Raw genomic sequence first — 21,899 nt, 5'->3', positions numbered from 1 at the left:
CGAAGCTACCCCGAAAATCCTCTTGCAGCGGCTCCTGAAACAATAAAATCAATGATTGTAATTATTTACATATAATTTAAAATGCTTTAAGATTAAAGTGTTTGGTGGGGCAAAAAAATCGTTATCATCTTGCCTGTCGCTTTATGAAGTTCCCGACTTCATTCAAAGTCATCCTAAAAAGCGATATTTGAAGAGGACGCAAATTGTTGGCACATTTTTTTTCAAGATGCATGCGAAGAATCCCTCTGGTCGTACTCTGTTTCGGCTTGATGACCCCTTTCGCCTGGGCCAAACCGGTTCTGACCCAAGTGACGTTGCACGCCGATCACGAACAGGTTCGCGTAGGAGGCACCCTTGAAAATGCATTCACGGATAAAATGATGGAGGCGTTGCACAGCGGCGTTCCCTTGACATTTCATTACAAGATCGAACTGCTGCGCAATGTGAACTTTTACCCCGACGAAGTCATCAGCCAAAGTCAGATCACGCACACGGTCCAGTACGACACTCTCAAAAAAAGCTACGAGTTTTCTTCACAGGGAGACAACCTCGAACGCAAAGTGGCAACCAAAAAATCCGAATTGTGCCGCGAACTGATGATGACCTTGAAGGATATCCCTTTGTCTTCGGTGTACCTGCTCGATCCCGATGAGAGGTATTATGTCCGCGTTAAAGCGGAGATGGTCAATGACGACGGTCTTTGGTTCCCCTTCAACTGGCTGTTGTTCTTTGTGCCGATCCATGACTTTGAAACGTCATGGACCGAATCCAGCCTGATCCAGGTGGAACCCAATAAAGGATTCCCCGCAGAGACGACTCAACCGCACCGGAGTCCTTCGGGACCCCACACCGGGGGATTGAAGAATGCCGTTCGAGCCTTTAGCCAATAATCCCTACGAGTCCCACCTCACCGAAGAACAACTTCGCAGAAAAAAGGTCCGGGCCCGTCGTAATCTGTTTTTGATCGTCCTCGCACTCGGACTCCTTTCGTATTTCGAGTTTTCTTACCTCCGCCAGCAGAACGCCACCATCTCCGACAACATTCCCGTTCTCCTGCTTTTCAACATCATTATCATTCTGCTTGTCTTACTGGTTGCCATGATCGCGCGCAACCTGATCAAGCTTTACAATGAACGCAAAAGCATGATCATCGGGGCCAAATTTCAAACCCGTTTGATCCTGGCATTCCTGACTCTGGCGCTGGTTCCCTCCATGCTGCTGTTCTTCGTCGCCAGCAAACTGTTCAGCTACAGCATCGGCACCTGGTTCAGCGTGCAGGTGGAGCAGTCCCTGCAGCAATCCATGGAAGTTGCCCGGGAATATTATTCCCATATCGAGAAAACAAATCTTTTTTACGCAAAAAAGATGGAGCAGTTCATCACCAGCAACCAGCTCTACCTGGAAGACCGGCGTGATCAGTTGCGGCGGCTTGCGGAAATGAAAGTCGAGGAGTACCAGCTGGGTGGCGTCATCATCTACGATCATGACGGCAGGGTGGTCGTTTCTTATGCCAGCCGGTCCATGCCCGAGACCTACACCAACAAGGATTATTCCGAATTGATTCGGGAAAGCATGGCCAACGAAGTCATCATGGAGCCCCGTTCCTTCACCAAAGGCAATTACATGGTGGTGATCACTCCCCTCGTTCAAAGTCTGGAGGGCCGCCAGGCCATCTGGGGATATATCCTCACGTTGTCCAAAATCCCTCAAAGCACCCTGTTCAAAATCGAGAGCATCCGCAACGCATTTGAAGAGTATAAAAAGCAAAGTTTTCTAAAGCTGCCGGTAAGCGCCAACTACTTCACCACCTTCATTCTGATGACCCTGCTGATCCTGTTCTCCGCCATTTGGCTGGGTTTCTACATGGCCCGCGGCATCACCGTGCCGATCCAGGAACTGGCGCTGGGCACCCGGCGCATCGCCGAAGGGGACCTCAATTTCAAAGTGGACGTGGCCACGACAGACGAGATCGGCATGCTGGTGAACTCGTTCAACAGCATGACCGATGAGTTGAAACAAAGCCGGATTAAAATTGAGCGCGTTCACAAAAACCTGAGCGAAACCAATATCGAACTGGAACGCCGCCGCTATTACACCGAAACCATTCTGGAAAACATCGGTGCCGGGGTTGTCTCCATCGATAAGAAAGGCATCATCACCACCATCAATAAAGGTGCCAAGCGGTTATTGAAAATGGGAGACCGCAAAGCCTTCGGCCAACCGTACAAGGAAGCCTTCGACACTGTTTTCCAGGAAGCGATCCGCAACATCATCAAGCAAATGGATTTCACCCAGCAGGAATCCTCGGAAAGAAAACTGGAATTGATGGTCGGTGACAGCCTGCGCACCTTCCTGGTGAATATCAAGTTCATGCGTGATGATGCCGGGAAATACCTGGGTATGTTGCTTGTGTTCGAAGATGTCACCCAGTTGATCAAGGCACAGAAAATTTCGGCCTGGCAGGAAGTGGCTCAGGGCATCGCTCACGAGATTAAAAATCCCCTCACCCCGATTCAGCTCAACGCCCAGCGGCTCCGCAAAAAATATTATGAAGACAAAAAATCTTTCGCCAAGGTGTTCGACGAGAGCATCCGTATCATCACGCAGGAAGTCGAGGGAATGAAAGAGCTACTGAACGAGTTTTTACGCTTTTCCCGCATGCCCATGCCACGGCCGCGTCTGGCGTCACTCCACCAGATCATCGAAGATATCCATAAGCTGTACAAAACCCATGAAAAAAAACCACGTGTGGTCCGGGAGTTCGATAAGGATATCAACCTGCTGAATCTGGACCCCGACCAAATTCGCCGGGTGTTCATCAACCTGTTCGACAATGCACTGGATGCCATCGATCCCGGCGGCACCCTGCACATCACCACTCGACGGGACAAACGCGCCGGCATCATTCAAATTCAGTTTTCAGACGATGGCAAAGGCATCAATCCCTCGGACCAGGACAAGCTGTTTCTGCCGCACTTTACGACCAAGAAGCGCGGCACCGGCCTCGGGCTGGCCATCGTCACCCGCATTATCAACGAACACAGCGGCAGTATTCGCGTTGCCGACAACACCCCCAAAGGCACGGTTTTCATCATAGACCTGCCGGATACGACGGCCCAGCCCACCCTCACCACGGCCGAATCCCCGGCGCTACCCCGAATTTCTCCATCGGCCTGAGTTCGACGCTCGACTTTTCTGCATGGTTCCTTCCATAAAGAAACATTTTTGTATAAAATGTGTCTATACAAACAGGACCTCCTACTTGGATGAAAGACCATGACCAAAAAGCATGATTTTCTAATCGGAAAAAAATGGACGGGATCCGCTGAGGCCATTCCCGTCATCAATCCCTATACGCAGGAACCTTTTGCCGAAGTGTCTCTGGCTTCGGAGAAAGAAATCGATCAGGCCATCGCGTTGGCGGTGGAAACATTCAAGACCACGCGCAACCTGCCCTCTTACATGAGGCGGAATATCTGCCAGCAGGTCGCCGATGGCATCGAAAAACGCAAGGAAGAGTTTTCGCAAACTCTGGCCCGGGAATCCGGCAAGCCGTTGATCTATTCCCGCGCCGAAGTGGAACGGTCCATCTCCACATTCCAGGTGGCAGCGGAAGAAGCCAGCCGGATTCAGGGTGAAACGCTCAACCTCGATATCACCGAACCGGCCAAAAACAAAACCGGCCTCACCCGGCGGTTCCCGATAGGCGCCATCTCCGGCATCTCGCCGTTCAACTTCCCTTTGAACCTGGTGTCGCACAAGGTGGCCCCGGCCCTGGCGGTGGGCAATCCCATCGTGCTCAAACCGGCGTCCTCCACCCCGCTCACCGCCCTCTTGCTGGGTGAAGTCATCATGGAAAGTGACGCGCCCGAAGGCATTTTCAGCGTACTGCCCTGCAAGAGCCGCGACGCCACGGCGCTGGTCGAGGACCCGCGTCTTCAGTTGGTATCTTTCACCGGCAGTCCTCCAATCGGATGGGACATCAAGAAGCGCGCCGGGAAAAAACGGGTCATCCTGGAACTGGGTGGCAACGCCGGCGTCATCGTCGAACCCGATGCCGATCTGGACTTCGCGGCCCAGCGCGTCTGCTTCGGCGCCTTTTCATTCTCCGGGCAGGTGTGCATTTCCGTGCAGCGCACGTACATTCACGAATCGGTGTTCGATCAATTTGTGAGCAAACTGACGGCGGAAACCGCCAAGCTCAAAAAAGGCGACCCGCTGGACGAGTCCACCACCTTCGGTCCCATGATCGATACCGGCAACTCCGAACGCATCGAATCCTGGGTGCAGGAAGCCCTGGACGGCGGGGCGAGACTCGTCATCGGCGGCAAACGTGACGGCTCGTTCTTCGAACCCACCATCCTCACCAATGTGGGACGCAAACAGAAAATCGTGTGTGAGGAGGCCTTTGGCCCGCTGTTGGTGGTCGAGCCGTATTCCGATTTTCAGGGAGCGCTTGACACCCTCAACGATTCCGATTTCGGATTGCAGGCGGGCCTCTTCACCAACCAGCTGGACAAGTCCATGCAAGCCTTCCACCAGTTGGAGGTCGGTGGCGTGGTGCTCAACGATGTTCCCACATTCCGCGTGGACAACATGCCTTACGGCGGCGTCAAGGACTCCGGTTTTGGCCGCGAAGGCCTGAGGTACACCATCGAAGAGATGACGGAAATCAAACTTCTGGTCATGAACCAGTATCGCTAACCCGGAAACTGAAAGCAGCGCATCATGACCGAACAACCGCGTTTTGTCGATAACGAAAACGGAACCATCACCGATCATCAATTGCAACTGATGTGGAAGAAGACGGATTCGTTTCAGGACACCAAAAAATGGCAGAACTGGTTCCGTGGCCACGAGTATCTGCAGATCGTGAACCTGGAACGGTTTGGCGGGTTCGACGACTGGCGGTTCCCTCTCGAAGACGAGGCCTTCAGCCTGCTCGAGTTGGACAAGGCCAACAAGGACAAATACGGCGATGACATTTATCTTGATCCCATTTTCGAGCCGGGTTCGGCCGGTGTGACATGGACGGAGGACGTCAAGGAATCGGCGGCGCTGGTGGTTCAGTTCGAGGATGGGGTGAAGGTTTGGCCGTCCCAGTACGCCAACCTCAACATGGCGGTGCGCTTGTGCCGCACCCTCACCTGACCGAATCCACGTCCCGGCCCAGTACAGGCGGATACACGATGTGGATTTTGGGCGGCTTGGGTCCGAGGTAATCGAACCAGGGCTTCGCCACCACCGGCACGGTGTTGCGTTCGGAAGCAAAGACCTTGGGAAAAAGCGGGTGCTTGCGTTCGGCCCAGACTTCCAGCCGGGCCATGCGTTCCGGCGGGAATTTCCAGTCGGCTCCCCGCAACGTTGTCTTTTCCAGGCTGATGCGGATGGAGCCATCGACGTCGGTCATGTAGTCGGTCTGGCCACTGGCCGCCAGCCGGAACGAATCCCCCCGCGCCAGAGACAAGCGCCATTTGTAAGACGTCTTGAAGCCGCGTGACTGGGCCACAAACAACGTCGGGTCGAGAAACTGAATCCAGGACTCCCCCTTTTCCTGAAAAAAATAGAGGCTCATCACCGGCACCTTGGTCAGACGCTCCTGATAAACCCGCTTCTGCATGCCCCCGCAGCGCGGCATCTTGAGGATCGTTTCCGGATCGATGCGCCCCTTGGACCACAACTCCTGGCGCAGCAGCAACGCACCCGGATGCAACAGATAGCAACTGGCAGCAGCCAGCTTGTGATCGTCCTCACGGGGTCGCGGTTTTTCCGCAGCCTGCTTCAACGCCTGGAACATTTTTTCATCCGCATCCATATCAATCGTACGCGCCGCTTCTTTTAAAATTTCGAGAGCGCTTCCCCAGTCTTCCGCGTCGATCGCTTTTTGAAAATCAGCGTGGATGATTTCCGCATAGGTGCCCGGTCGCGCTTCCTCAAAATATTCTTTCCCCTTAAAAACCCGTTCCTTCATGAACCGGTACCGCTCGGGATTGGTGTAGCGGAAGTAAGGATAATGAATGTACCCGGCCACGGCATTGGCGAAATCCTCCATCGGATTTTCGCGGGAATGGATAGGCTGCTGCAGATTGGAAACCGGGGAAAAACGGGTGATATCGGGATCGTTGATCAGGGTGTAAAGAAAATCGCTGTCCCGCTCTCCATCCAGCGCCGGTAGATTGAGAATGCTGAAACCGGCCAGCGTCAACCACTCCGCCTGCAAACTGGGGAAGTCGTTGAACACATCGAAAATGTGACCCATCTCATGCTGGACGATGTTCTGGAAGTCCTCGGGATCCAGATAAAACAAGTCGTTGTAAAATTCGATGCGCGGTGTTTCATCCTGAATCTGAACCAGATGCATCTTCGCATCCTGGCGGTAAACCATCGTCACTTTCGGAAACGTGGCCGCAAATATTTCTCCCGCCACCAAAGGCTGGTTTTCCTGATTCAAACTGTTGGAACGGTAAAATCCCTTGAGACCGGGGAGGCGGTAAAAACTCTCAGGCAGCATGGCGAACGCGTCGTGCAGTTTTTTGATCTCATCCGGGATCCAGCCCCGGTCGAGATCCATCAATTGGTACCCGTACGCCTCCTGAAATTTTTCTTTCAGGCTGTTGATCTCACCCCGGTAATCTCCCTTGTATTCGAAAAAGGGACGTTTTTTGGGTTGGCTGTCGTGATCGTCGCTGCCGGTATGACTCGCCCAAACAGGCGAAATCATCAATCCGGCCAGCAGCAGGAAGGAGAAGAGAAAAATTCCCCTCAGCATGTTGAAAGGAGTTTTCATGGCCCCAGTGTACCTGAGGCGGGTTTGTCAATACAAGCCATTTAAAGCCCCTTTCAAAACGGCAAAATCCGCAGGCGCAAGCCGCCGAAAACATTGACTGGAGGTCCCGGCTCAAAGTAACGACCGAAAGCGGCATTGATGCGTGCGTTGGCGTTGTAGCGGTCGTCGAACAGGTTGTTGATTCCGGCGAACACCGAGGCCTCGACTCCCTGCCAGTCTCCTTTCCATCCCAGCAGCAATTGCCCCAGGCTGTAGGCGGCGTTGGTGGTGGTGTTGGCGTTGTCCACGAAAAACCGCCCCACCCGCTGCACCCGCACCTGCCCAAAAGCTCCCGAAGGATGTGCGTAGCGCACCCGCCCCTCCCACCGGTGCGCGGGCACACCGGGAAACGCATTGCCCTCGAAACTGACATTGTTGGCGACGAACTCTTCAAACTCGAAATCGGAATACGTGTAGGCGATCTCGCCCATCAGGCCGTGCCACTCCGGCGTGGCCACACGGGTTTCCACGCCCAGCCGTTGCGACGTGCCGGCGTTTCTGAAAAACGTGCGACCGGGAAATGCCGGCAGTTCGAACGGCGTGATCTCATCCCACGAGCGGATGTAAAACAGCACCGCTTCATATTGAAATCCCGCAGGGGTGCCACGCACGCCCAACTCCTGACTGAGCGAGGTTTGCGATTGCAGATTGGGATTGAACCCGCCCGATCCGGCCGGGTTGTTGATCAATTCGGTGGTGGTCGGCGTTTCGAACACCGAAGCGACGTTGGCATAAAGCTGATGCTCCTCCGCAAGGTGGTACACCAGCCCGACGGTGCCGCTGCCCTGCGACAGCGTTTGCGAGCCGGACTGGTCGCCGTCGCTCTGAAACGCATCGTCCACGCGGTAGTGCAACCAGTCCCAGCGCCCGCCGACGACCACATCCATGCGCTCCATCACCGTCCATTCATTGCGGAAAAACGGCCCGATGCTCTGCACCCGTTCTTCCTGATCCAGAGTCAACGCGCCCTGCGATCCGAAATTGTTGTCGAAGCGGCGGCGGTCGTCGTTTTGGATGCCGTAGTCGATCCCTGCCAGAAACCGGTTGCGTCGCTCCAACAGGGTGTGGTCCCGGCTCCATTGTATGGACACGCCTCCGACCCAGCGGTCGAACTGCACCTGCCCGCCGGACGTGAACGGCAGACGGTTTTCAAAATCCCGGTGCAGCAGGTGCGCGGTGACGGTCCACTCCTGGCCGCCTCCGGAGGTGTTGCGATAGCGCACAGCCAACTGTTCCTGATCCACCTCCTCCCCGGCGTGGAACAGAAGGTTGCGCGGTGCGGCCTGCCGGGGATTGTTTTGCGCCTGAGAACGAGTCAGGCCGCCGGGGTCTTCCGTCAGTGGCGAATGGAATTTGCGGAACAGCACCATCCAGTCGGAATCGGCACCGCTCCAAAAATTCAGTTTGAGTTGCGTGAACAGGTTCTCCATGCGGCTGTTATCGCGCCAGCCGGTCTGTTGCAAGCGCGACGCGAACCAGCCGTAGTCGAAATCCGGTTCCCGCTTGCCCGCCCAGAGTTCGGATTTGAAATAGCCGAACGCACCGAACACCTGCCGGGGAGCGAGTTCCAATCGGTCCGACGTGGGGTTGCGGGTGGTCATGGAGATCATGCCGCCTGATGCATTGCCGAACAGGGACGCCGACGGGCCGCGCAGAATTTCCATGCGCTGAATGAGAGAAGGGTCGATCGAATCGAGCTGGGTCTGGCCGTCGGGAAGCGTTTGCGGGATGCCATCGACATGCACCTGGATACCACGCACACCGAAAGGCGACCGCGCGCCGAAACCGCGAATGGCGATACGCAGATCCTGCGCGAAGTTGAACCGGTTCTGAAAAAACACACCCGGCGCGCCGACCGCAAATTCCTCCACCGTCGCTCCCGGCTGGTGTTCCTGCCAGGCGCCCCGTTCGATGACACGCAAGCTGTTGGGAATGTCCGTGGGTGATTTCTTCGTGCGGGTGGCGGTGACCTCGATCGGCTCCAGCATCACCGGTTCGGACGCTTCCGGCTCCCCGCCCCTGCCCAGAGCAGGCACCGCCATCACGACCACCGCCGTGAGAAGGATCGCCAAAGGATGAAGAAGAATGGGGAGTTCCGCGCGCAGCGGTCTGCAAGAGGGCGTCCGGTTGGTGGAGTGCACGCGGCGGCCCCTATTTTTTATCGAGGATTTCCAGAATGGATTCCAGCTCTTCCTGAATCCGGTTTTTCAGGTCGATGAAGGCGCCGCGGTCGAAACCGAAATCCAGTTGCGATGCGCCCTTGCGGCGTTGCTTCAGACGCTGCTTGGCTCCGGCGATGGTGTACTTATCGTGGTACAGCAGTTGTTTGATTTCGAGAATGCGCTCGATGTCTTTTTTCTGATACAGGCGCTGGCCGGACCGGTTCTTGTCCGGTTTCAGGTCCTCGAACTCATCTTCCCAGTAACGCAGCACATGCTGCTCGACATCCGCGATGTCCGCCACCTCGCCGATTTTGAAAAACAGTTTGTCAGGGAGTTTTATGTTCATCGAGTTCACGGTTGGTGGACTGCAACAATTGTTTGCTCGGTTTGAAGGACAGCACGCGCCGGGGTTGGATGACGATGGGCTCTCCAGTGCTGGGATTGCGGGCCTTGCGGGCCTTTTTGTCGCGCAGGTTGAAACTGGCAAAGCCGACGATGCGTACGTCTTCCCCGCGGACTAGGGCGTTTTTGATCTCCTCGAAAACCACCTCAACCGCTTCGGCGGCTTCCTTGCGGGTGAACCCGACCTTGTCGTAAACCCTGTCCACGAGGTCGGCCTTGACCACAGTTCCTACTTCCGGCGTGTTCGGCAAGTGAGCCTCTCAAAAATAAAAAAGGAAAATCAGTGGGAGGCTTCCGCTTCCGCACGGGTCTCTTCTACAATTTTCTGCGTGAGGTGCTCCGGGACGTCGTCATAATGATCGAACTCCATGACGAACACGCCGCGCCCTGCGGTCAGTGCCCGGAGTTCCGGAGCGTAGTTGAGGATGGAAGCCATCGGCACGTGGGCCCGGATGGTCTGATCCTCGTCGCTGGCATCGACCCCCATGATTTTTCCGCGTTTGGAATTGAGGTCGCCCATCACGTCACCCACGCATTCGCTGGGCACGTTGACCTCCATCGTCATGATCGGCTCCAGCAGAATCGGTTTGCAATCCTTGACACCCTTCTTGAAGCCGATGGACCCGGCAATCTTGAAAGCCATCTCCGAGGAATCGACATCATGATACGAGCCGTCGTAGAGCATGACCTTGACATCGACCATCGGGTAATTCGCCACCGTACCATGTTCCATCGCTTCCACGATGCCTTTTTCCACGGCGGGGATGTAAGTTTTTGGAATGGCACCGCCCACGATCTTGTTTTCAAATTCAAATCCGCGTCCCCGGGACAGCGGCATGATCTCCAGCCAGCAGTCGCCATATTGCCCGCGACCGCCACTCTGCTTTTTGTGCTTGCCCTGCACCTTGGTCTTGCCGCGAATGGTTTCGCGGTACGGCACCTTGGGCGGCTTGGTGTCCACGTCCACGCTGAAGCGGCGCTTCAGCCGTTCGATGATGACGTCGAGGTGTTCCTGTCCCAGCCCCGACACCAGCAATTGATGCGTCTGCGCGTCGCGTTCCACACTGAGCGACGGGTCCTCCTCGACCAGCCGCGCCAGCGCGTTGCTGATTTTTTCCTCGTCGGCGCGGGTTTTCGGGATCATCGCCCGCGCCAGCACGGGTTTGGGAAACGGGATGGGATCGAACCTCACTCCGGAATCGGCTGCGGTCAACGTATCACCGGTCGTGGTCATTTTCAATTTCGCCACGACGCCAATGTCTCCCGCCGGGACCTCCGTCACGGGCACCTGTTTTTTGCCCTGCAACGTCAACAACTGACTCAAGCGTTCCGCGTGGTCCTCGCGGCTGTTGTGAACGCTGCTGTCGCCTTTCAAGGTTCCGGAAAACACGCGGAACAACGTCAGCTTGCCTGCATACGGATCGACCACGGTTTTGAACACCAGCGCCGCCAGCGGCCCGGCGGGGTCCGCCTTGATCTCGACCTCTTTATCGTCTTTGAGGGAACGGGCTTTCCGGGCGGGATGTTTGTCCGGAGACGGCAGGTATTCGAGAATGGCCGCCAACAACCGGTCGGCACCGATATTCTGCGTGCCCGACCCCAAAAGCACCGGCACCAGTTGTCCGTTTTGAATGCCCATTTGCAGACCCGTGTGGAACTCCTCCTCCGTCAATTCCCCTCGTTCCAGATAATGCTCGATCAGTTCGTCGTCCGCTTCCGCCACCACCTCCACCAGTTCGGCGCGGCTGGTCTCGACCTCATCCACCAACTCCGCAGGAATCTCCTGCGCGGAGCCCATCCCCTTGCCGCCCTTCTCATACTGGTAATATTTATTCTCGATCAGGTCCACCACGCCTGAAAACCCCTCGCCGCTGCCAACCGGGACCTGCACCAGCATGGGGTTGATCTTGAGTTTTTTCTTGGCGGCGTCGAGAGTGGCCTTGAGGTTGGCCTTTTCGCTGTCCATTTTACTGATGAAGATGATTTTCTGCAGGCCCTGCTGGTCCGCCCACTGCCAGGTTTTTTCGGTGTAATACTGGATGCCCGCCTCGGCGGAGATCACCGCCACCACACCATCCACCACGCGGATGCAACCCGGTGTGTCGGTCACAAAATTATTGGAGCCGGGGGTGTCGAGAATATTGATTTTATGTTTCTGAAATTCGCAGAAGGAGAGAGAGGCGCTGATGGAATGGCCGCGCTTGGCCTCGTCGGGATCGAAGTCCATGACGGAAGAGGTGTCGCCCACTTTGCCCAGCCGGTCGGAGACGCCGGTCAGGTACAGAATGCTTTCAACGATCGAAGTTTTTCCCGCCCCCCCATGACCGATAAACCCGACATTCCGGATTTGTTCAGGACTGTACGGCTTCATAGCTCCCCCCTTGTCAACATCTGCGCGAACCCGGATCACCCGTTGGCACACGGGGAGCCGAATCCTGCATTGAACGTGAGTTTGCGGCTATTTTAGAGACTGTCCCTTAAGCTTTCAAGGGCCTTAGCATAGCACAGTTTGCAGCTTTTTCATGCGCTGATAAACGGTGCCGAAAAAGGAGGGGTAGGATTTGAAAATCCGGCTCAACTGCTGCGATTTGAGACGCACGGCGGACACCCGTTCGCTGGCCGCCAAGGCATTGGAAGTTTGAGGCATATCCGTGCAGTGGAGGAGATTTTGAATGGCCTGCTCCTGCGAGGTGATTTCGCCTAGGATATCGCCACTCGACAGGAACACCGGGTCCGAGTCGCCATTGTGGACCGATGGGATGCGGACCTGCCCGGAGACGATGACGAACACATCGCCCTTCTTGTTGCCTTTGGAAAAAATCTTCTCGTTTTTGCTCCAGTGAACGAGATCGCCCTCTCCCAGAGAGGCCACCAATCCGGGACGGATGGAACTGTTGAAGAAATTGCCCAGCTTGTAAAAATCGTCGGTGATTTTGGGAAGCTTGACCCGGGAGTAAAACTCCTTCGGAATTTTAACAAGCGTCAGGCGCGACATGGCTTTCACCGTTGCCCGGCGGCGCGGGTTTTCGGTGGCGATGGCAAGCTCGCCGAAGAACATGCCTTTTTCATAAATGATCGACTGCCGCTTGCTGAGGATGATCTCCGCGAACCCATCAAGGATGATGTAAAAGGAATCGCCGACATCCCCCTTCGAAAACACGACGTCATTGGCCTGGTATTCCAGCACCTGTGAATGGGCAAGGATGTCCTCCACATCTTTCGGCGGCGTGTTGCGGAACAGCCCAACCTGCTTGAGGTCTTCCGCCTTCGCCTTGAACCGGGCTGCACTTCCCTTGATCAGGATTTCAGTATGGCCTTCCGTAGCGGAACGCATGTAAGGGTGCTCCGGCGGTTCCTTGTCATGGTGCACGAGGATCATCTTTTTCGCCAGATCCGGGTCCAGATGCAGCAGCGACTCGAAATCCGTATGGATCGGCCCGCCGCCGACATCGTGCATGATCAGATCCGCATCCCAGAGAAATCCAAGAATGTTTTCGCGTCGATCCGGAGACAGGCGCCCCTGCTCGTACCAGGAATTCACCAGATCCCGGTCGTACTTGGTATCTCCCGAATGGCCGATCATCCAGGCCTTCCCCCGTTCATCCTTGTAGCTCAATTTAAACCGGCCGGTGGGGATGGAATGGAACGCATAATCGAATTCGATGAACGTCCGCTTGAATCCCGGCAGTTTGACCTTCTTGCCCGGTTCCAGCTCGATGAAGTCCACCAGGTTTTCCAGCACTTCGACCGGAAACAGCGTGACGGCCTGAATCTTCCTGAGGAAACTTTCAAAAATGATGCGGCTGCTCAAAATCTTGAGCCGCTGTCCGGAAAGAATTTTTTCGATGAACCCGGCGTCGTGATCGGAATGAATGTGGGTGAGGAACATGTAAGAGATGTCCTCATTCGAAATGCCATTCTGCACGATGGCGCGGTCGTTATCGCTGAAGGCGTCCACCATGATGCCCTTGCCTTCCGACCAGGCGATGATGCAGCTGTTGTGGCGCTTGTGGGTGAATCCAGAACCGACGCCGAGGAACGTCACCCCCATGTAAGGTTTATCAATCTTCTCAATGCGCGTCGGCACCGAATGCCGGTCCAGATTCACGATATCGAAGCTGCAGCGAAGAATGTTGTTCTGGTACACCTCGAATTCAGAGGGCCGTACCTGGTGAATCTTGAGTTTTTTGCGCTGATCGATATCGCCTTTGACCTCGACCACACCCGAGTTGTCAAAGACATGAAAATCCGCAACGTTTTCCAAAAATTCATCGCGATCTTCCTCGTGGGCCAGTGCAAACAACTCCATCTCGATCTTCAATTGGCCACAGCGCACATAATGCTGGGCGAAAATGCGTTCGATATTTTTGACCTTTTTGGAAACCAGCCAGCGCTCGTTTTCCAGCAGGTTGCCGATCTGTTCCCCGAGCCGGACAAACATGTCTTTATGCAGAACGTGTTTGGCCAGCATGCCTTCAAAGCTGTTCCACAGTTTCTTGTTTTTGGAAAGTTTTTCGAGGAAGCTCAGGAAATATTCTTTCTCCGCGGCAGAGAAATGATGCACCCGGCTGAACTTGTAAAATTCCGCCTTGAGCAGGTTGAAGAAACTGGGGCCGAACAGGGTCTCTTCAAAAATGGCCTTGAAGCGGTTCTTCTGATCTTCCGTGCAGAAAATGGAGACCTTCTGTTTTCCGGGCTTGATGAACAGGTAGGTATAGAGAATGAACTCAAAGTCGAAACGGTTGGTGCCGTTGACAAAGGTGCGGAGAGGCAACACGTACTTCGAGGGCAGGCTTTCGTCCCGCTGCGAAAAGTCTTTGACCACGCCGGGCGGGCAGCCAAAACAAATGCGGCCGAAATCGTCCGTTTCGAGAATACGGAAATTGAAACCCTTTTGAAGCTTGAAACTCATCGCGCTGCCTTCTCATCCCCGTGACTGGGCGAAAGGATCAAACGTACCGGCGTTCCCGAAAAGCCAAATGCTTTGCGCAAACTGTTTGTCAAATAACGCTGGTACGAAAAGTGAACGCCTTGCGGGTAATTCATGAAACACTCAAACGTCGGCGGACAACTGCGCACCTGGGTCGCATAATAAAGTTTTAAAAACTTGCCCCGGTACGAACTCATGGGGTTCTTCCGGATTGCCTGCTGGAAACAATCGTTGAGCTTGCCCGTAGGAATTTTACGGGAATACTGCTCATACACAGACTGAACCTCGCCAAAGAAGTTAGGAAGTCCGAAACCTGTTTTTGCCGACACTTTTATCATAGGAGCAAAATCGGCAAATTTCAATTTCATTCTAACTTTTTCCTCGATCTCCTCTTCCGGAAGCTCCCTTTCTTGAACCAGATCCCACTTGTTAACGGCCAGGATACAGGCCCGCCCCCGGTCGAAAGCATAGCCCGCGATGGTCGCATCCTGCTCGGACACCCCTTCCGCTCCGTCGATGAGCAGCACCACCACATCGCACCGCTCAAGCGCCTTCAGAGCCATTATAACACTAAATTTTTCAATTAGTTTTGTGGTCTTCCCCTTGCGTCGGATACCTGCTGTATCCATCAGTACAAAGGGATCCCCTTCAAATTCAATGGGTAAGTCCACGGTATCGCGGGTGGTGCCGGGCGTGGCCGAAACGATGCACCGGTCGGACTTCAACAGCTTATTGATTATTGAGGATTTTCCCGCGTTCGGCTTGCCCACGATGGCCACCCGGATGGCTCCGGAATTGGGAGAAACGATATCAGGCTCCGCCTGCAATTCCCCAAATTTTTCGGTGACTCTATCTAAAAGTTCGGAAATACCTACGTGATGCTCCGCCGAAATCGGAAGAGTGCAAGCAATGCCCAGCCCATAAAAATCGGTGATTCTATCTTCATGGCTGGGGGCGTCGATTTTGTTGACAGCCAAAATCAACGGCTTTCCCGAGCGCCGCACCAGATTGACAACCTCCTGATCCTGCGGCAATACGCCCTGTTGCCCATCCACGACAAAGACAATGACGTCGGCTTCCCGAATCGCCAACTCACCCTGCTCATTGACCTGCAACTCGATGTTGTCGTTCCCGGCCAGGTCGATGCCGCCGGTATCGATCACCATGAACGAGCGCTCGTTCCATTCGACCTCACCGTACATGCGGTCGCGGGTGACCCCGGGGGTATTGTGAACGATGGCGGAGCGGGTGCGGGTGATGCGATTGAACAGAGTGGATTTGCCGACGTTGGCGCGGCCGATGATGGCTAGATGGGGGAGCATGGCACGCCTCTCATATCAAATCAAATGGAAGGCGCTTTTTCTTTCAGGAACTCATAAATGCCCTTGGCGATCGATTCCGCCAGGGCCTTCTGGTAGGTGTCCGAGCTCAGGCGTTTCTCCTCCCGGTGGTTGGTCACAAACCCCACTTCCACCAGAATGCTCGGCATATTGGTATCGTGAAGGACAAAAAACGGTCCCTCCTTCACCCCCAGATCATGAACCTCCCGGTAATGTTTGGCCATGTTCCCGTAAAGAGTTTTTTGCACCTTGGAAGCCAGCCGCGAGGAATCGTTGATCTTCGTGGTGCTGATGAGGCTTGCCAGAATTTGCTGCACTTCGTCGTCGGCCACCGAGTAAATCAGGGTGCCGTTTTCGCGGGAGGCGGTCTCCCGGGCCTGCTCGGTGGAACCGCTGCCCAGATAATACGTCTCAATGCCCTGCGCCGAAGAATGGGTGGCGGCGTTGGCGTGGATGGAGACAAACAGATCGGCGTCCTTTTGATTGGCGATCTTGCCGCGGTCCGCAAGCTCGATGAAGCGATCGTCGTCGCGGGTCAGGATCACACGCAGTTTGTAGCGCTTGGTGAGGATCCGCGCCACCTGCCTGGAGATGATGAGGTTGACCTCCTTCTCGCGCAGGCCGCCATGACCGAGGGCGCCGTGATCCTTGCCGCCATGCCCGGCGTCCACCACCACCAGCGGCACGTGCTTGCTTTTTTCCACGGACTTGGGCGCGACCGGCTTGGGCGCGCTCTGGAAACTCTCCGGCTTCTGCGGGGTGAGATGATCTTTATTCGTTGCCTCCACGGCGGGCGTCGGCACCGGTTCGGGCGTGGGCGCCTGCGTGACCAGCCGCACCAGTTTTTTCAGTTCCCCGCGCGAGGCCTCGGCCTTGTCGCCATTCGGGTATTGCTTCAAAAGGCTCTGCAAGCGTTCCCGCGCCGCCGGGTAATCCTTCTGCTGCATGTCGAGGCCTGCCAACTGGAACAAGCTGTCATCGCTCAGGTGGCCGTCGGGGTACTCCTTGAGCAACAGCGAAAAATAACGGCCGGCTTCCTGCAGTTCTTTCAACGACCCCAGCTTGACACCCAGTTTCTGGTACAACCGGCCGACGGTGAAAATCGCTTTGTACGCGGCGTCGGTCTGCGGGTAGGTGATCAGCACCTTTTCAAACAGGTGGATGACCTGCAGCCAGTCTTCACGCCGGGGCACCTGGGAGGAATCTTCCAGAAGCTGGTAGTAGGCTTTTTTGGCGTTGCTGTACAGGCTTTTGGCCGGATGCGCGGCGCTGGTTTTGGCGCCGGCGACCCCGGAACAAAACAAACTCAGCAGGCACGCCACCGCCGCAACTCGGAGACTTTTCGCAAGCCCCCCCATCACAAAGGTTCGCCTCAACATGGTCTGTTGTTCCCGCTTGGAGAGTTTCTAAAGTTGGCACTTCATGCCGGAAAGCCCAACGGATCGCAGAGTCGATTTAACCCTTTAAATTCATTGGCGTTTTGACTATACCACCCTTACCGGACCGGGTCAAGGCGATAACCGGCGGTTTTTCAGACACCTGCGGAAAGGCGATCGGCGAGGAACGTGGGCAGGCCTTCGTCGTGGATTTTCTCCTGCGTGGACTCCATATCGTAGTCAAACCGGTGGAACTCCACGGTCTGGGTGTCGGTGTCGTAGGACACAAAGGACGCTTGCGGATTGCCATCCCGGGGTTGACCCAGGCTGCCCACATTGATGATATAGCGGCTGTCCGGCTCCAACTCATAGACGTCGGAAAGCCCGGCCTCGACGTTGCCATCGGGCTCCTGCTTCAGGATCAGCGGCCGGTGCGTGTGGCCGACGAAACACAGCTGCGTGTCGAATGCGGGGAAGTTGTCCGCCCCATCGTAGGGGTTGGTGATGTAATGCCATTCTTCCGGCTCAAAAGGCGAGGAATGCGCCCAGGTGATGCGGTATTTCTTCTCGATGGCCGGCAACGATTGCAGGAACTTGAAATTGTCCATGGTCAGCGCCTCGCGGGTCCACTCGCACGCCTTCAGCGCATAGGGGTTGAAGTAGCGGGTGTCCGTCTTTTCCACCACCGCGTAATCGTGGTTGCCTGCCAGCGCCAGATCGGCGTGCTCCCGCACCCACTCCACGATCTCGTTGGGATTGGCGTTGTAGCCCACCAGATCGCCCAGACAGATGATTTTATCGTGGGGGAGGGTCTCGCTGAGCCGGATGAATTCCTTCAACGACTCCTGATTGCTGTGCAGGTCCGACAGTATCAAAAATTTCATAAAACGCCTCTTCGCCCTCAGCTTTCGCTGGTGGATTCCGCAACTGCTTTTCTCTCTTTGAGGACTCGATCCAGTATACCATTGATAAAATTGGGGGAGTCCTCGCTGCCGTATTTTTTCGCAATTTCCACCGCTTCGTCGATGGCGACCTTCGGCGGCACCGTGGCGGCAGCGTACATGATCTCGCAGGTGGCGAGACGCAGCAGGTTGCGGTCGATCACGGCCATGCGCGACAACGTCCAGTTATCGCTGTATTTTTCGAGCAGGGTGTCGATCGCTTCTTTATTTTTGAAGATGGTATTCAGCAGGTCCTCGACATACACCTTGATATCGGGCTGGCAGTCATTGCGTTCCCAGAACTGATCCAGCTGTTCTGAAACGGAGCCTTCATTCATATCCACCAGGTACAGAAACTTGATCACCAGTTCGCGCGAATAGCGGCGTTTTCCCATTACATTTGCCGGTAGAGGTTGACCATCTCGATGGCGGCCATGGCGGTTTCCCAACCTTTGTTGCCGCTTTTCACTCCGGCCCGTTCCACCGCCTGCTCGATGGTGTTGGTCGTCAGCACCCCAAACAGCACCGGAATGGCCGCTTCCAGCGCCAGCGCGCCGACGCCCTTGCTGGCCTCCCCGGCTACGAATTCAAAGTGCGGCGTGCCACCGCGGATCACCGCACCCAGGCACAGCACCGCATCGTACTTGTTGCGGGCCACCAGCTTGCGCGCGCCCATGGGGATCTCGAACGCACCGGGCACACGGACGACATCGATGTCCCCGTCCTGCACACCGTGGCGCACCAGGCAATCCACCGCCCCATCCACCAGGCGTCCGGTAATGAAATCATTGAAGCGGCTCACCACAATTCCATACTTGTGGCCGGCGCCGTTGAGGTCTCCTTCCAACACATGCGGCATGCTCTATCCTTAAAAAACGTTTTTGATCAGGTGGCCCATCTTCATCTGCTTGGTCTTGAGATAATGCAGGTTCTGCTTGTTCGGCTGCACCTCGATGGGCACGCGTTCGATCATTTCCAATCCGTAGGCTTCGAGGCCGACGATCTTGCGCGGGTTGTTGCTCATGATGCGGATCTTGCCGAGACCCAGCGCCCGCAGGATCTGCGCGCCAATGCCGTAATCGCGCAAGTCCGGCTTGAACCCCAAAGACGCGTTGGCCTCAACGGTGTCCTGCCCTTCATCCTGCAGGGCATAGGCCTTGAGCTTATTGAGAATGCCGATGCCGCGGCCCTCCTGATAGAGGTACAGCAACACGCCACGGCCTTCCTTGTCGATCATCTCCAGCGCCTTCGACAACTGCTCGCCGCAGTCGCAGCGGAACGACCCGAACACATCGCCGGTCAGGCATTGCGAATGCACCCGCACCAGCGTCGGCGCATCCGGCTCGATATCGCCCTTGACCAGCGCGATGTGCACCTGGTCGATGAGCTTGTTGCGGAACGCGACGGCACGGAACTCGCCGAACTCCGTCGGCAGGAGCGTGGACGCCACCTCCTCGACCAGCGTTTCGCTGTTGAGGCGGTACCCCATCAAATCCTTGATGGTGATCATTTTCAGATCGTGTTTTTTGCAGAATTTAGTGAGTTCCGGAACCCGCGCCATGGTGCCGTCGTCATTCATGATCTCACAGATGACACCGGAAGGCGCCAATCCGGCGAGCCGCGCCATGTCCACGGAGCCTTCGGTCTGTCCGGCCCGCACCAGCACGCCGCCTTCCCGGGCACGCAGCGGGAAAATATGGCCGGGGATCACCAGATCAGAAGGCCGCGCCGCCGGGTCCATCGCCACCTTGATGGTGTGCGCCCGGTCCGCCGCGGAGATGCCGGTGCTGATGCCGTGACGCGCATCGATGGACACCGTGAACGGTGTCTCAAAGCGCGACTGGTTGTCGCCGGTCATCATCTGCAATCCCAACTCCTGCACCCGCTCTTCCGTCATCGCCAGGCAAACCAGGCCGCGCCCGAACCGCGCCATGAAATTGATGGCTTCGGGGGTGACGCATTCCGAGGCGATCATCAGATCGCCTTCGTTCTCCCGGTCTTCGTCATCGACGATCACGATCATCTTGCCCTCGCGGACATCTTTGATAGCGTCCTCAATGGAACTGAAAACAGATTTTTCCTTTTTATGTTTTTCTTTCGGCATGTTCAGACAAATCCATGTTGTTTCAAAAATTCCTGCGTCAGACCGGGCCCTCTTGGGGCACCGCCAAAGAACGTTTCACAGGCTTTGAGGACGTATTTGCCAATCATATCACATTCGATATTCACCTCATCGCCGATTTTCCGCTGATGCAGGTTGGTGTGCTGCCAGGTGAAGGGAATGATCGACACCGAAAACCGGTTGTCGCGGCAATCGAACACGGTGAGACTGATGCCATCGACCGCCACCGATCCCTTTTCGATGAGAAACGACGCCAGCTCCGGCGGGTGCTCGAAGCGGATGCGCACCTCGCCCGGATTCTCTTCGATCTGATCGACGACGCCCACGCGGTCCACATGCCCGGTGACAAAGTGACCGCTCATCTTCTTGTTCGGCGTCAGCGATTTTTCCAGATTGATGCGGGTTTGTTCCACCGTTTGCTTGAAGCTGGTGCGGCTCAACGTTTCCGTGGACAGGTCCACGCTGAAACCGGACTCCAGAATGTCTGCGACCGTCAGGCACACGCCGTTGCAGCAAATGCTTTCGCCCAGTTCGAAGCCGCGAAGTTCCGGAGGCGTGTCGATGCGCAATCGCGCCTTGTCCGCGCTGCGCTCGATGTGGGCGACGCTGCCGACCGCTTCAATGATTCCCGTAAACATGATTACAAATATCCTTCCACCATCCAGTCCTTGCCGACGGGGGTGACGGATGCCTGCCGGAGTGGCAACGCATCCTTTAAATGTTTGATGCCCGGCCCGCCGATCACGCTGATGGCGCCGTTGCCGCCGATCAGAATCGGTGCGACAAAGAACATCACTTTGTCCACGATGCCTTCCTTGAGCGCACTGGCATTGATGTGCGAACCACCCTCGATCAGCACATCCGTCAATCCGTTCTCGGCCAGGCGGCGCAGGACGGATTCCAACGGCACGCCATCTTCGAGCGGACGCAGGGTCCACACCTCCACCCCCGCTTCGCCCAACTGCTCCAGATGCGGTACCGGCGTGTTGCCGGTGGTGACGTAAATGACCCGGTCCCGGTCCGCATTCTGAAACACCCGTGCTTCGGGAGGCACCCGGTTGCTCGTATCCAGCACCACGCGCACCGGGTTGCGTCCGCTGCGTTTGCCGAGCCGTGTCGTCAGTTGTGGGTCGTCTTTCACCACCGTGCCCGCGCCGACAACGATGGCATCGACCCGGTTGCGCAGGCGGTGCACCCTCTTGCGTGCTTCCGGCCCGGTGATCCATTGCGAATCGCCGCTGTTGGTGGCGATCTTGCCGTCGAGGGAAATCGCCGCCTTCATGGTGACGAACGGTAAACCCGTACGGATGTATTTGAGGAACACCTCGTTGAGGCGTTCGCATTCTTTGCGCAGGATGCCGGACTTCACCTCGATCCCGGCCCGGCGCAACACCCGCATGCCCTTGCCTTTGACCAACGGATTCGGGTCCTGCATGCCGACCACCACGCGGCGGATGCCGGCGGCGATGACCGCCTCCGTACACGGACCGGTACGGCCCTGATGGCAACAAGGCTCGAGCGTGACGATCAAATCCGCCCCATGCGCCTTCACGCCCGCTTTGCGCAGCGCTTCGATCTCCGCGTGGGCTTTACCCGCCCGGCGATGATAGCCTTCTCCCACCACCTTGCCGCCGCGCAGGACCACTGCACCGACCATGGGATTCGGTGAGGTGCGGCCCGCAGCCCGACCCGCGAGGGCCAGGGCATGGCGCATCCACCGTTCCTGGGTTTCCCGATCCATATCCCCTTGCCTTCTACACAAACCACCCCCGCAGGGGTTCTCTCATTTTACCGGATGCC

Annotated in this window: 18 protein-coding genes; 4 read left to right on the top strand and 14 right to left on the bottom strand. The window is 56.2% G+C overall.

Annotated elements, in window-relative coordinates; all coding sequences use genetic code 11:
* The first annotated feature begins 269 nt into the window (after positions 1 to 269).
* The 4 genes from QML71_RS05615 (at position 270) to QML71_RS05600 (ending at position 5,151) form a co-directional block, all read left to right on the top strand.
* Positions 270 to 890: a DUF4390 domain-containing protein gene (locus QML71_RS05615; protein ID WP_282010929.1), complete on the top strand. Its 621-nt coding sequence runs from the start codon at positions 270 to 272 to the stop codon at positions 888 to 890.
* The gene (locus QML71_RS05610) at positions 865 to 3,177 is read left to right on the top strand and encodes a sensor histidine kinase (protein ID WP_282010928.1); all 2,313 of its coding nucleotides are present in this window, start codon (positions 865 to 867) and stop codon (positions 3,175 to 3,177) included. The genes QML71_RS05615 and QML71_RS05610 overlap by 26 nt, the downstream gene beginning before the upstream one ends.
* 99 nt (positions 3,178 to 3,276) lie before the next feature.
* A complete protein-coding gene (locus tag QML71_RS05605; RefSeq protein WP_282010927.1) occupies positions 3,277 to 4,704 on the top strand; it encodes an aldehyde dehydrogenase family protein in 1,428 nt (475 codons plus the stop codon).
* A 24-nt stretch (positions 4,705 to 4,728) separates the two neighbouring features.
* Complete coding sequence (locus QML71_RS05600; protein WP_282010926.1) at positions 4,729 to 5,151, top strand: Lcl domain-containing protein; 423 nt, start codon at positions 4,729 to 4,731, stop codon at positions 5,149 to 5,151.
* Here the strand turns inward: QML71_RS05600 and QML71_RS05595 are convergent.
* The 14 genes from QML71_RS05595 to ribD all read right to left on the bottom strand — a co-directional run bounded on the left by QML71_RS05595 (position 5,144) and on the right by ribD (position 21,840).
* On the bottom strand, positions 5,144 to 6,787 hold the full coding sequence (locus tag QML71_RS05595; protein WP_282010925.1) for a hypothetical protein: 1,644 nt from the start codon (positions 6,785 to 6,787) through the stop codon (positions 5,144 to 5,146). The two genes, QML71_RS05600 and QML71_RS05595, sit on opposite strands and share 8 nt — an antisense overlap.
* Before the next feature lie 53 nt (positions 6,788 to 6,840).
* On the bottom strand, positions 6,841 to 8,967 hold the full coding sequence (locus tag QML71_RS05590; RefSeq protein WP_282010924.1) for a TonB-dependent receptor family protein: 2,127 nt from the start codon (positions 8,965 to 8,967) through the stop codon (positions 6,841 to 6,843).
* 10 nt (positions 8,968 to 8,977) lie between these two features.
* Positions 8,978 to 9,334: a MerR family transcriptional regulator gene (locus QML71_RS05585; RefSeq protein ID WP_282010923.1), complete on the bottom strand. Its 357-nt coding sequence runs from the start codon at positions 9,332 to 9,334 to the stop codon at positions 8,978 to 8,980.
* Positions 9,315 to 9,641 (bottom strand): integration host factor subunit alpha, encoded by a 327-nt coding sequence (locus QML71_RS05580; RefSeq protein ID WP_282010922.1) that lies wholly within the window; start codon positions 9,639 to 9,641, stop codon positions 9,315 to 9,317. The genes QML71_RS05585 and QML71_RS05580 overlap by 20 nt, the downstream gene beginning before the upstream one ends.
* 29 nt (positions 9,642 to 9,670) lie before the next feature.
* Positions 9,671 to 11,761, bottom strand: coding sequence for an elongation factor G (gene fusA / locus QML71_RS05575; RefSeq protein ID WP_282010921.1), 2,091 nt, complete (start codon positions 11,759 to 11,761; stop codon positions 9,671 to 9,673).
* A 123-nt stretch (positions 11,762 to 11,884) separates the two neighbouring features.
* Positions 11,885 to 14,302, bottom strand: a complete 2,418-nt coding sequence (locus QML71_RS05570) for a cyclic nucleotide-binding domain-containing protein (protein WP_282010920.1) — start codon at positions 14,300 to 14,302, stop codon at positions 11,885 to 11,887.
* Positions 14,299 to 15,642, bottom strand: coding sequence for a ribosome biogenesis GTPase Der (gene der, locus QML71_RS05565; protein ID WP_282010919.1), 1,344 nt, complete (start codon positions 15,640 to 15,642; stop codon positions 14,299 to 14,301). The genes QML71_RS05570 and der overlap by 4 nt, the downstream gene beginning before the upstream one ends.
* 20 nt (positions 15,643 to 15,662) lie before the next feature.
* The gene (locus tag QML71_RS05560; protein WP_282010918.1) at positions 15,663 to 17,039 is read right to left on the bottom strand and encodes an N-acetylmuramoyl-L-alanine amidase; all 1,377 of its coding nucleotides are present in this window, start codon (positions 17,037 to 17,039) and stop codon (positions 15,663 to 15,665) included.
* A 152-nt stretch (positions 17,040 to 17,191) separates the two neighbouring features.
* A complete protein-coding gene (locus QML71_RS05555; RefSeq protein WP_282010917.1) occupies positions 17,192 to 17,920 on the bottom strand; it encodes a metallophosphoesterase family protein in 729 nt (242 codons plus the stop codon).
* A 17-nt stretch (positions 17,921 to 17,937) separates the two neighbouring features.
* Positions 17,938 to 18,372, bottom strand: a complete 435-nt coding sequence (gene nusB, locus QML71_RS05550; protein ID WP_282010916.1) for a transcription antitermination factor NusB — start codon at positions 18,370 to 18,372, stop codon at positions 17,938 to 17,940.
* Positions 18,372 to 18,836 (bottom strand): 6,7-dimethyl-8-ribityllumazine synthase, encoded by a 465-nt coding sequence (gene ribH / locus QML71_RS05545; protein WP_282010915.1) that lies wholly within the window; start codon positions 18,834 to 18,836, stop codon positions 18,372 to 18,374. Before ribH ends, nusB begins: the two co-directional genes overlap by 1 nt.
* A gap of 9 nt (positions 18,837 to 18,845) precedes the next feature.
* Positions 18,846 to 20,081, bottom strand: a complete 1,236-nt coding sequence (locus QML71_RS05540; RefSeq protein WP_282010914.1) for a bifunctional 3,4-dihydroxy-2-butanone-4-phosphate synthase/GTP cyclohydrolase II — start codon at positions 20,079 to 20,081, stop codon at positions 18,846 to 18,848.
* 2 nt (positions 20,082 to 20,083) lie between these two features.
* Positions 20,084 to 20,737 (bottom strand): riboflavin synthase, encoded by a 654-nt coding sequence (locus QML71_RS05535; RefSeq protein WP_282010913.1) that lies wholly within the window; start codon positions 20,735 to 20,737, stop codon positions 20,084 to 20,086.
* Between the two features lie 2 nt (positions 20,738 to 20,739).
* On the bottom strand, positions 20,740 to 21,840 hold the full coding sequence (ribD, locus tag QML71_RS05530; protein WP_282010912.1) for a bifunctional diaminohydroxyphosphoribosylaminopyrimidine deaminase/5-amino-6-(5-phosphoribosylamino)uracil reductase RibD: 1,101 nt from the start codon (positions 21,838 to 21,840) through the stop codon (positions 20,740 to 20,742).
* Positions 21,841 to 21,899: the final 59 nt, after the last annotated feature.

This window comes from Nitrospina watsonii, from assembly GCF_946900835.1.
Lineage (GTDB): Bacteria > Nitrospinota > Nitrospinia > Nitrospinales > Nitrospinaceae > Nitrospina > Nitrospina watsonii.
This window is presented reverse-complemented; position numbering and strand designations above follow the sequence as displayed.

Excerpts from the sequence above, each read along its gene's own strand:
- QML71_RS05535 (WP_282010913.1), bottom strand. The coding sequence starts at position 20,737 with ATGTTTACGGGAATCATTGAAGCGGTCGGCAGCGTCGCCCACATCGAG.
- fusA (WP_282010921.1), bottom strand. The coding sequence starts at position 11,761 with ATGAAGCCGTACAGTCCTGAACAAATCCGGAATGTCGGGTTTATCGGT.
- nusB (WP_282010916.1), bottom strand. The coding sequence starts at position 18,372 with ATGGGAAAACGCCGCTATTCGCGCGAACTGGTGATCAAGTTTCTGTAC.
- QML71_RS05595 (WP_282010925.1), bottom strand. The coding sequence starts at position 6,787 with ATGAAAACTCCTTTCAACATGCTGAGGGGAATTTTTCTCTTCTCCTTC.
- QML71_RS05570 (WP_282010920.1), bottom strand. The coding sequence starts at position 14,302 with ATGAGTTTCAAGCTTCAAAAGGGTTTCAATTTCCGTATTCTCGAAACG.
- QML71_RS05600 (WP_282010926.1), top strand. The coding sequence starts at position 4,729 with ATGACCGAACAACCGCGTTTTGTCGATAACGAAAACGGAACCATCACC.
- QML71_RS05585 (WP_282010923.1), bottom strand. The coding sequence starts at position 9,334 with ATGAACATAAAACTCCCTGACAAACTGTTTTTCAAAATCGGCGAGGTG.
- ribD (WP_282010912.1), bottom strand. The coding sequence starts at position 21,840 with ATGGATCGGGAAACCCAGGAACGGTGGATGCGCCATGCCCTGGCCCTC.
- QML71_RS05560 (WP_282010918.1), bottom strand. The coding sequence starts at position 17,039 with ATGTTGAGGCGAACCTTTGTGATGGGGGGGCTTGCGAAAAGTCTCCGA.
- QML71_RS05605 (WP_282010927.1), top strand. The coding sequence starts at position 3,277 with ATGACCAAAAAGCATGATTTTCTAATCGGAAAAAAATGGACGGGATCC.
- QML71_RS05610 (WP_282010928.1), top strand. The coding sequence starts at position 865 with ATGCCGTTCGAGCCTTTAGCCAATAATCCCTACGAGTCCCACCTCACC.
- der (WP_282010919.1), bottom strand. The coding sequence starts at position 15,642 with ATGCTCCCCCATCTAGCCATCATCGGCCGCGCCAACGTCGGCAAATCC.
- QML71_RS05615 (WP_282010929.1), top strand. The coding sequence starts at position 270 with ATGACCCCTTTCGCCTGGGCCAAACCGGTTCTGACCCAAGTGACGTTG.
- QML71_RS05540 (WP_282010914.1), bottom strand. The coding sequence starts at position 20,081 with ATGCCGAAAGAAAAACATAAAAAGGAAAAATCTGTTTTCAGTTCCATT.
- QML71_RS05555 (WP_282010917.1), bottom strand. The coding sequence starts at position 17,920 with ATGAAATTTTTGATACTGTCGGACCTGCACAGCAATCAGGAGTCGTTG.
- ribH (WP_282010915.1), bottom strand. The coding sequence starts at position 18,836 with ATGCCGCATGTGTTGGAAGGAGACCTCAACGGCGCCGGCCACAAGTAT.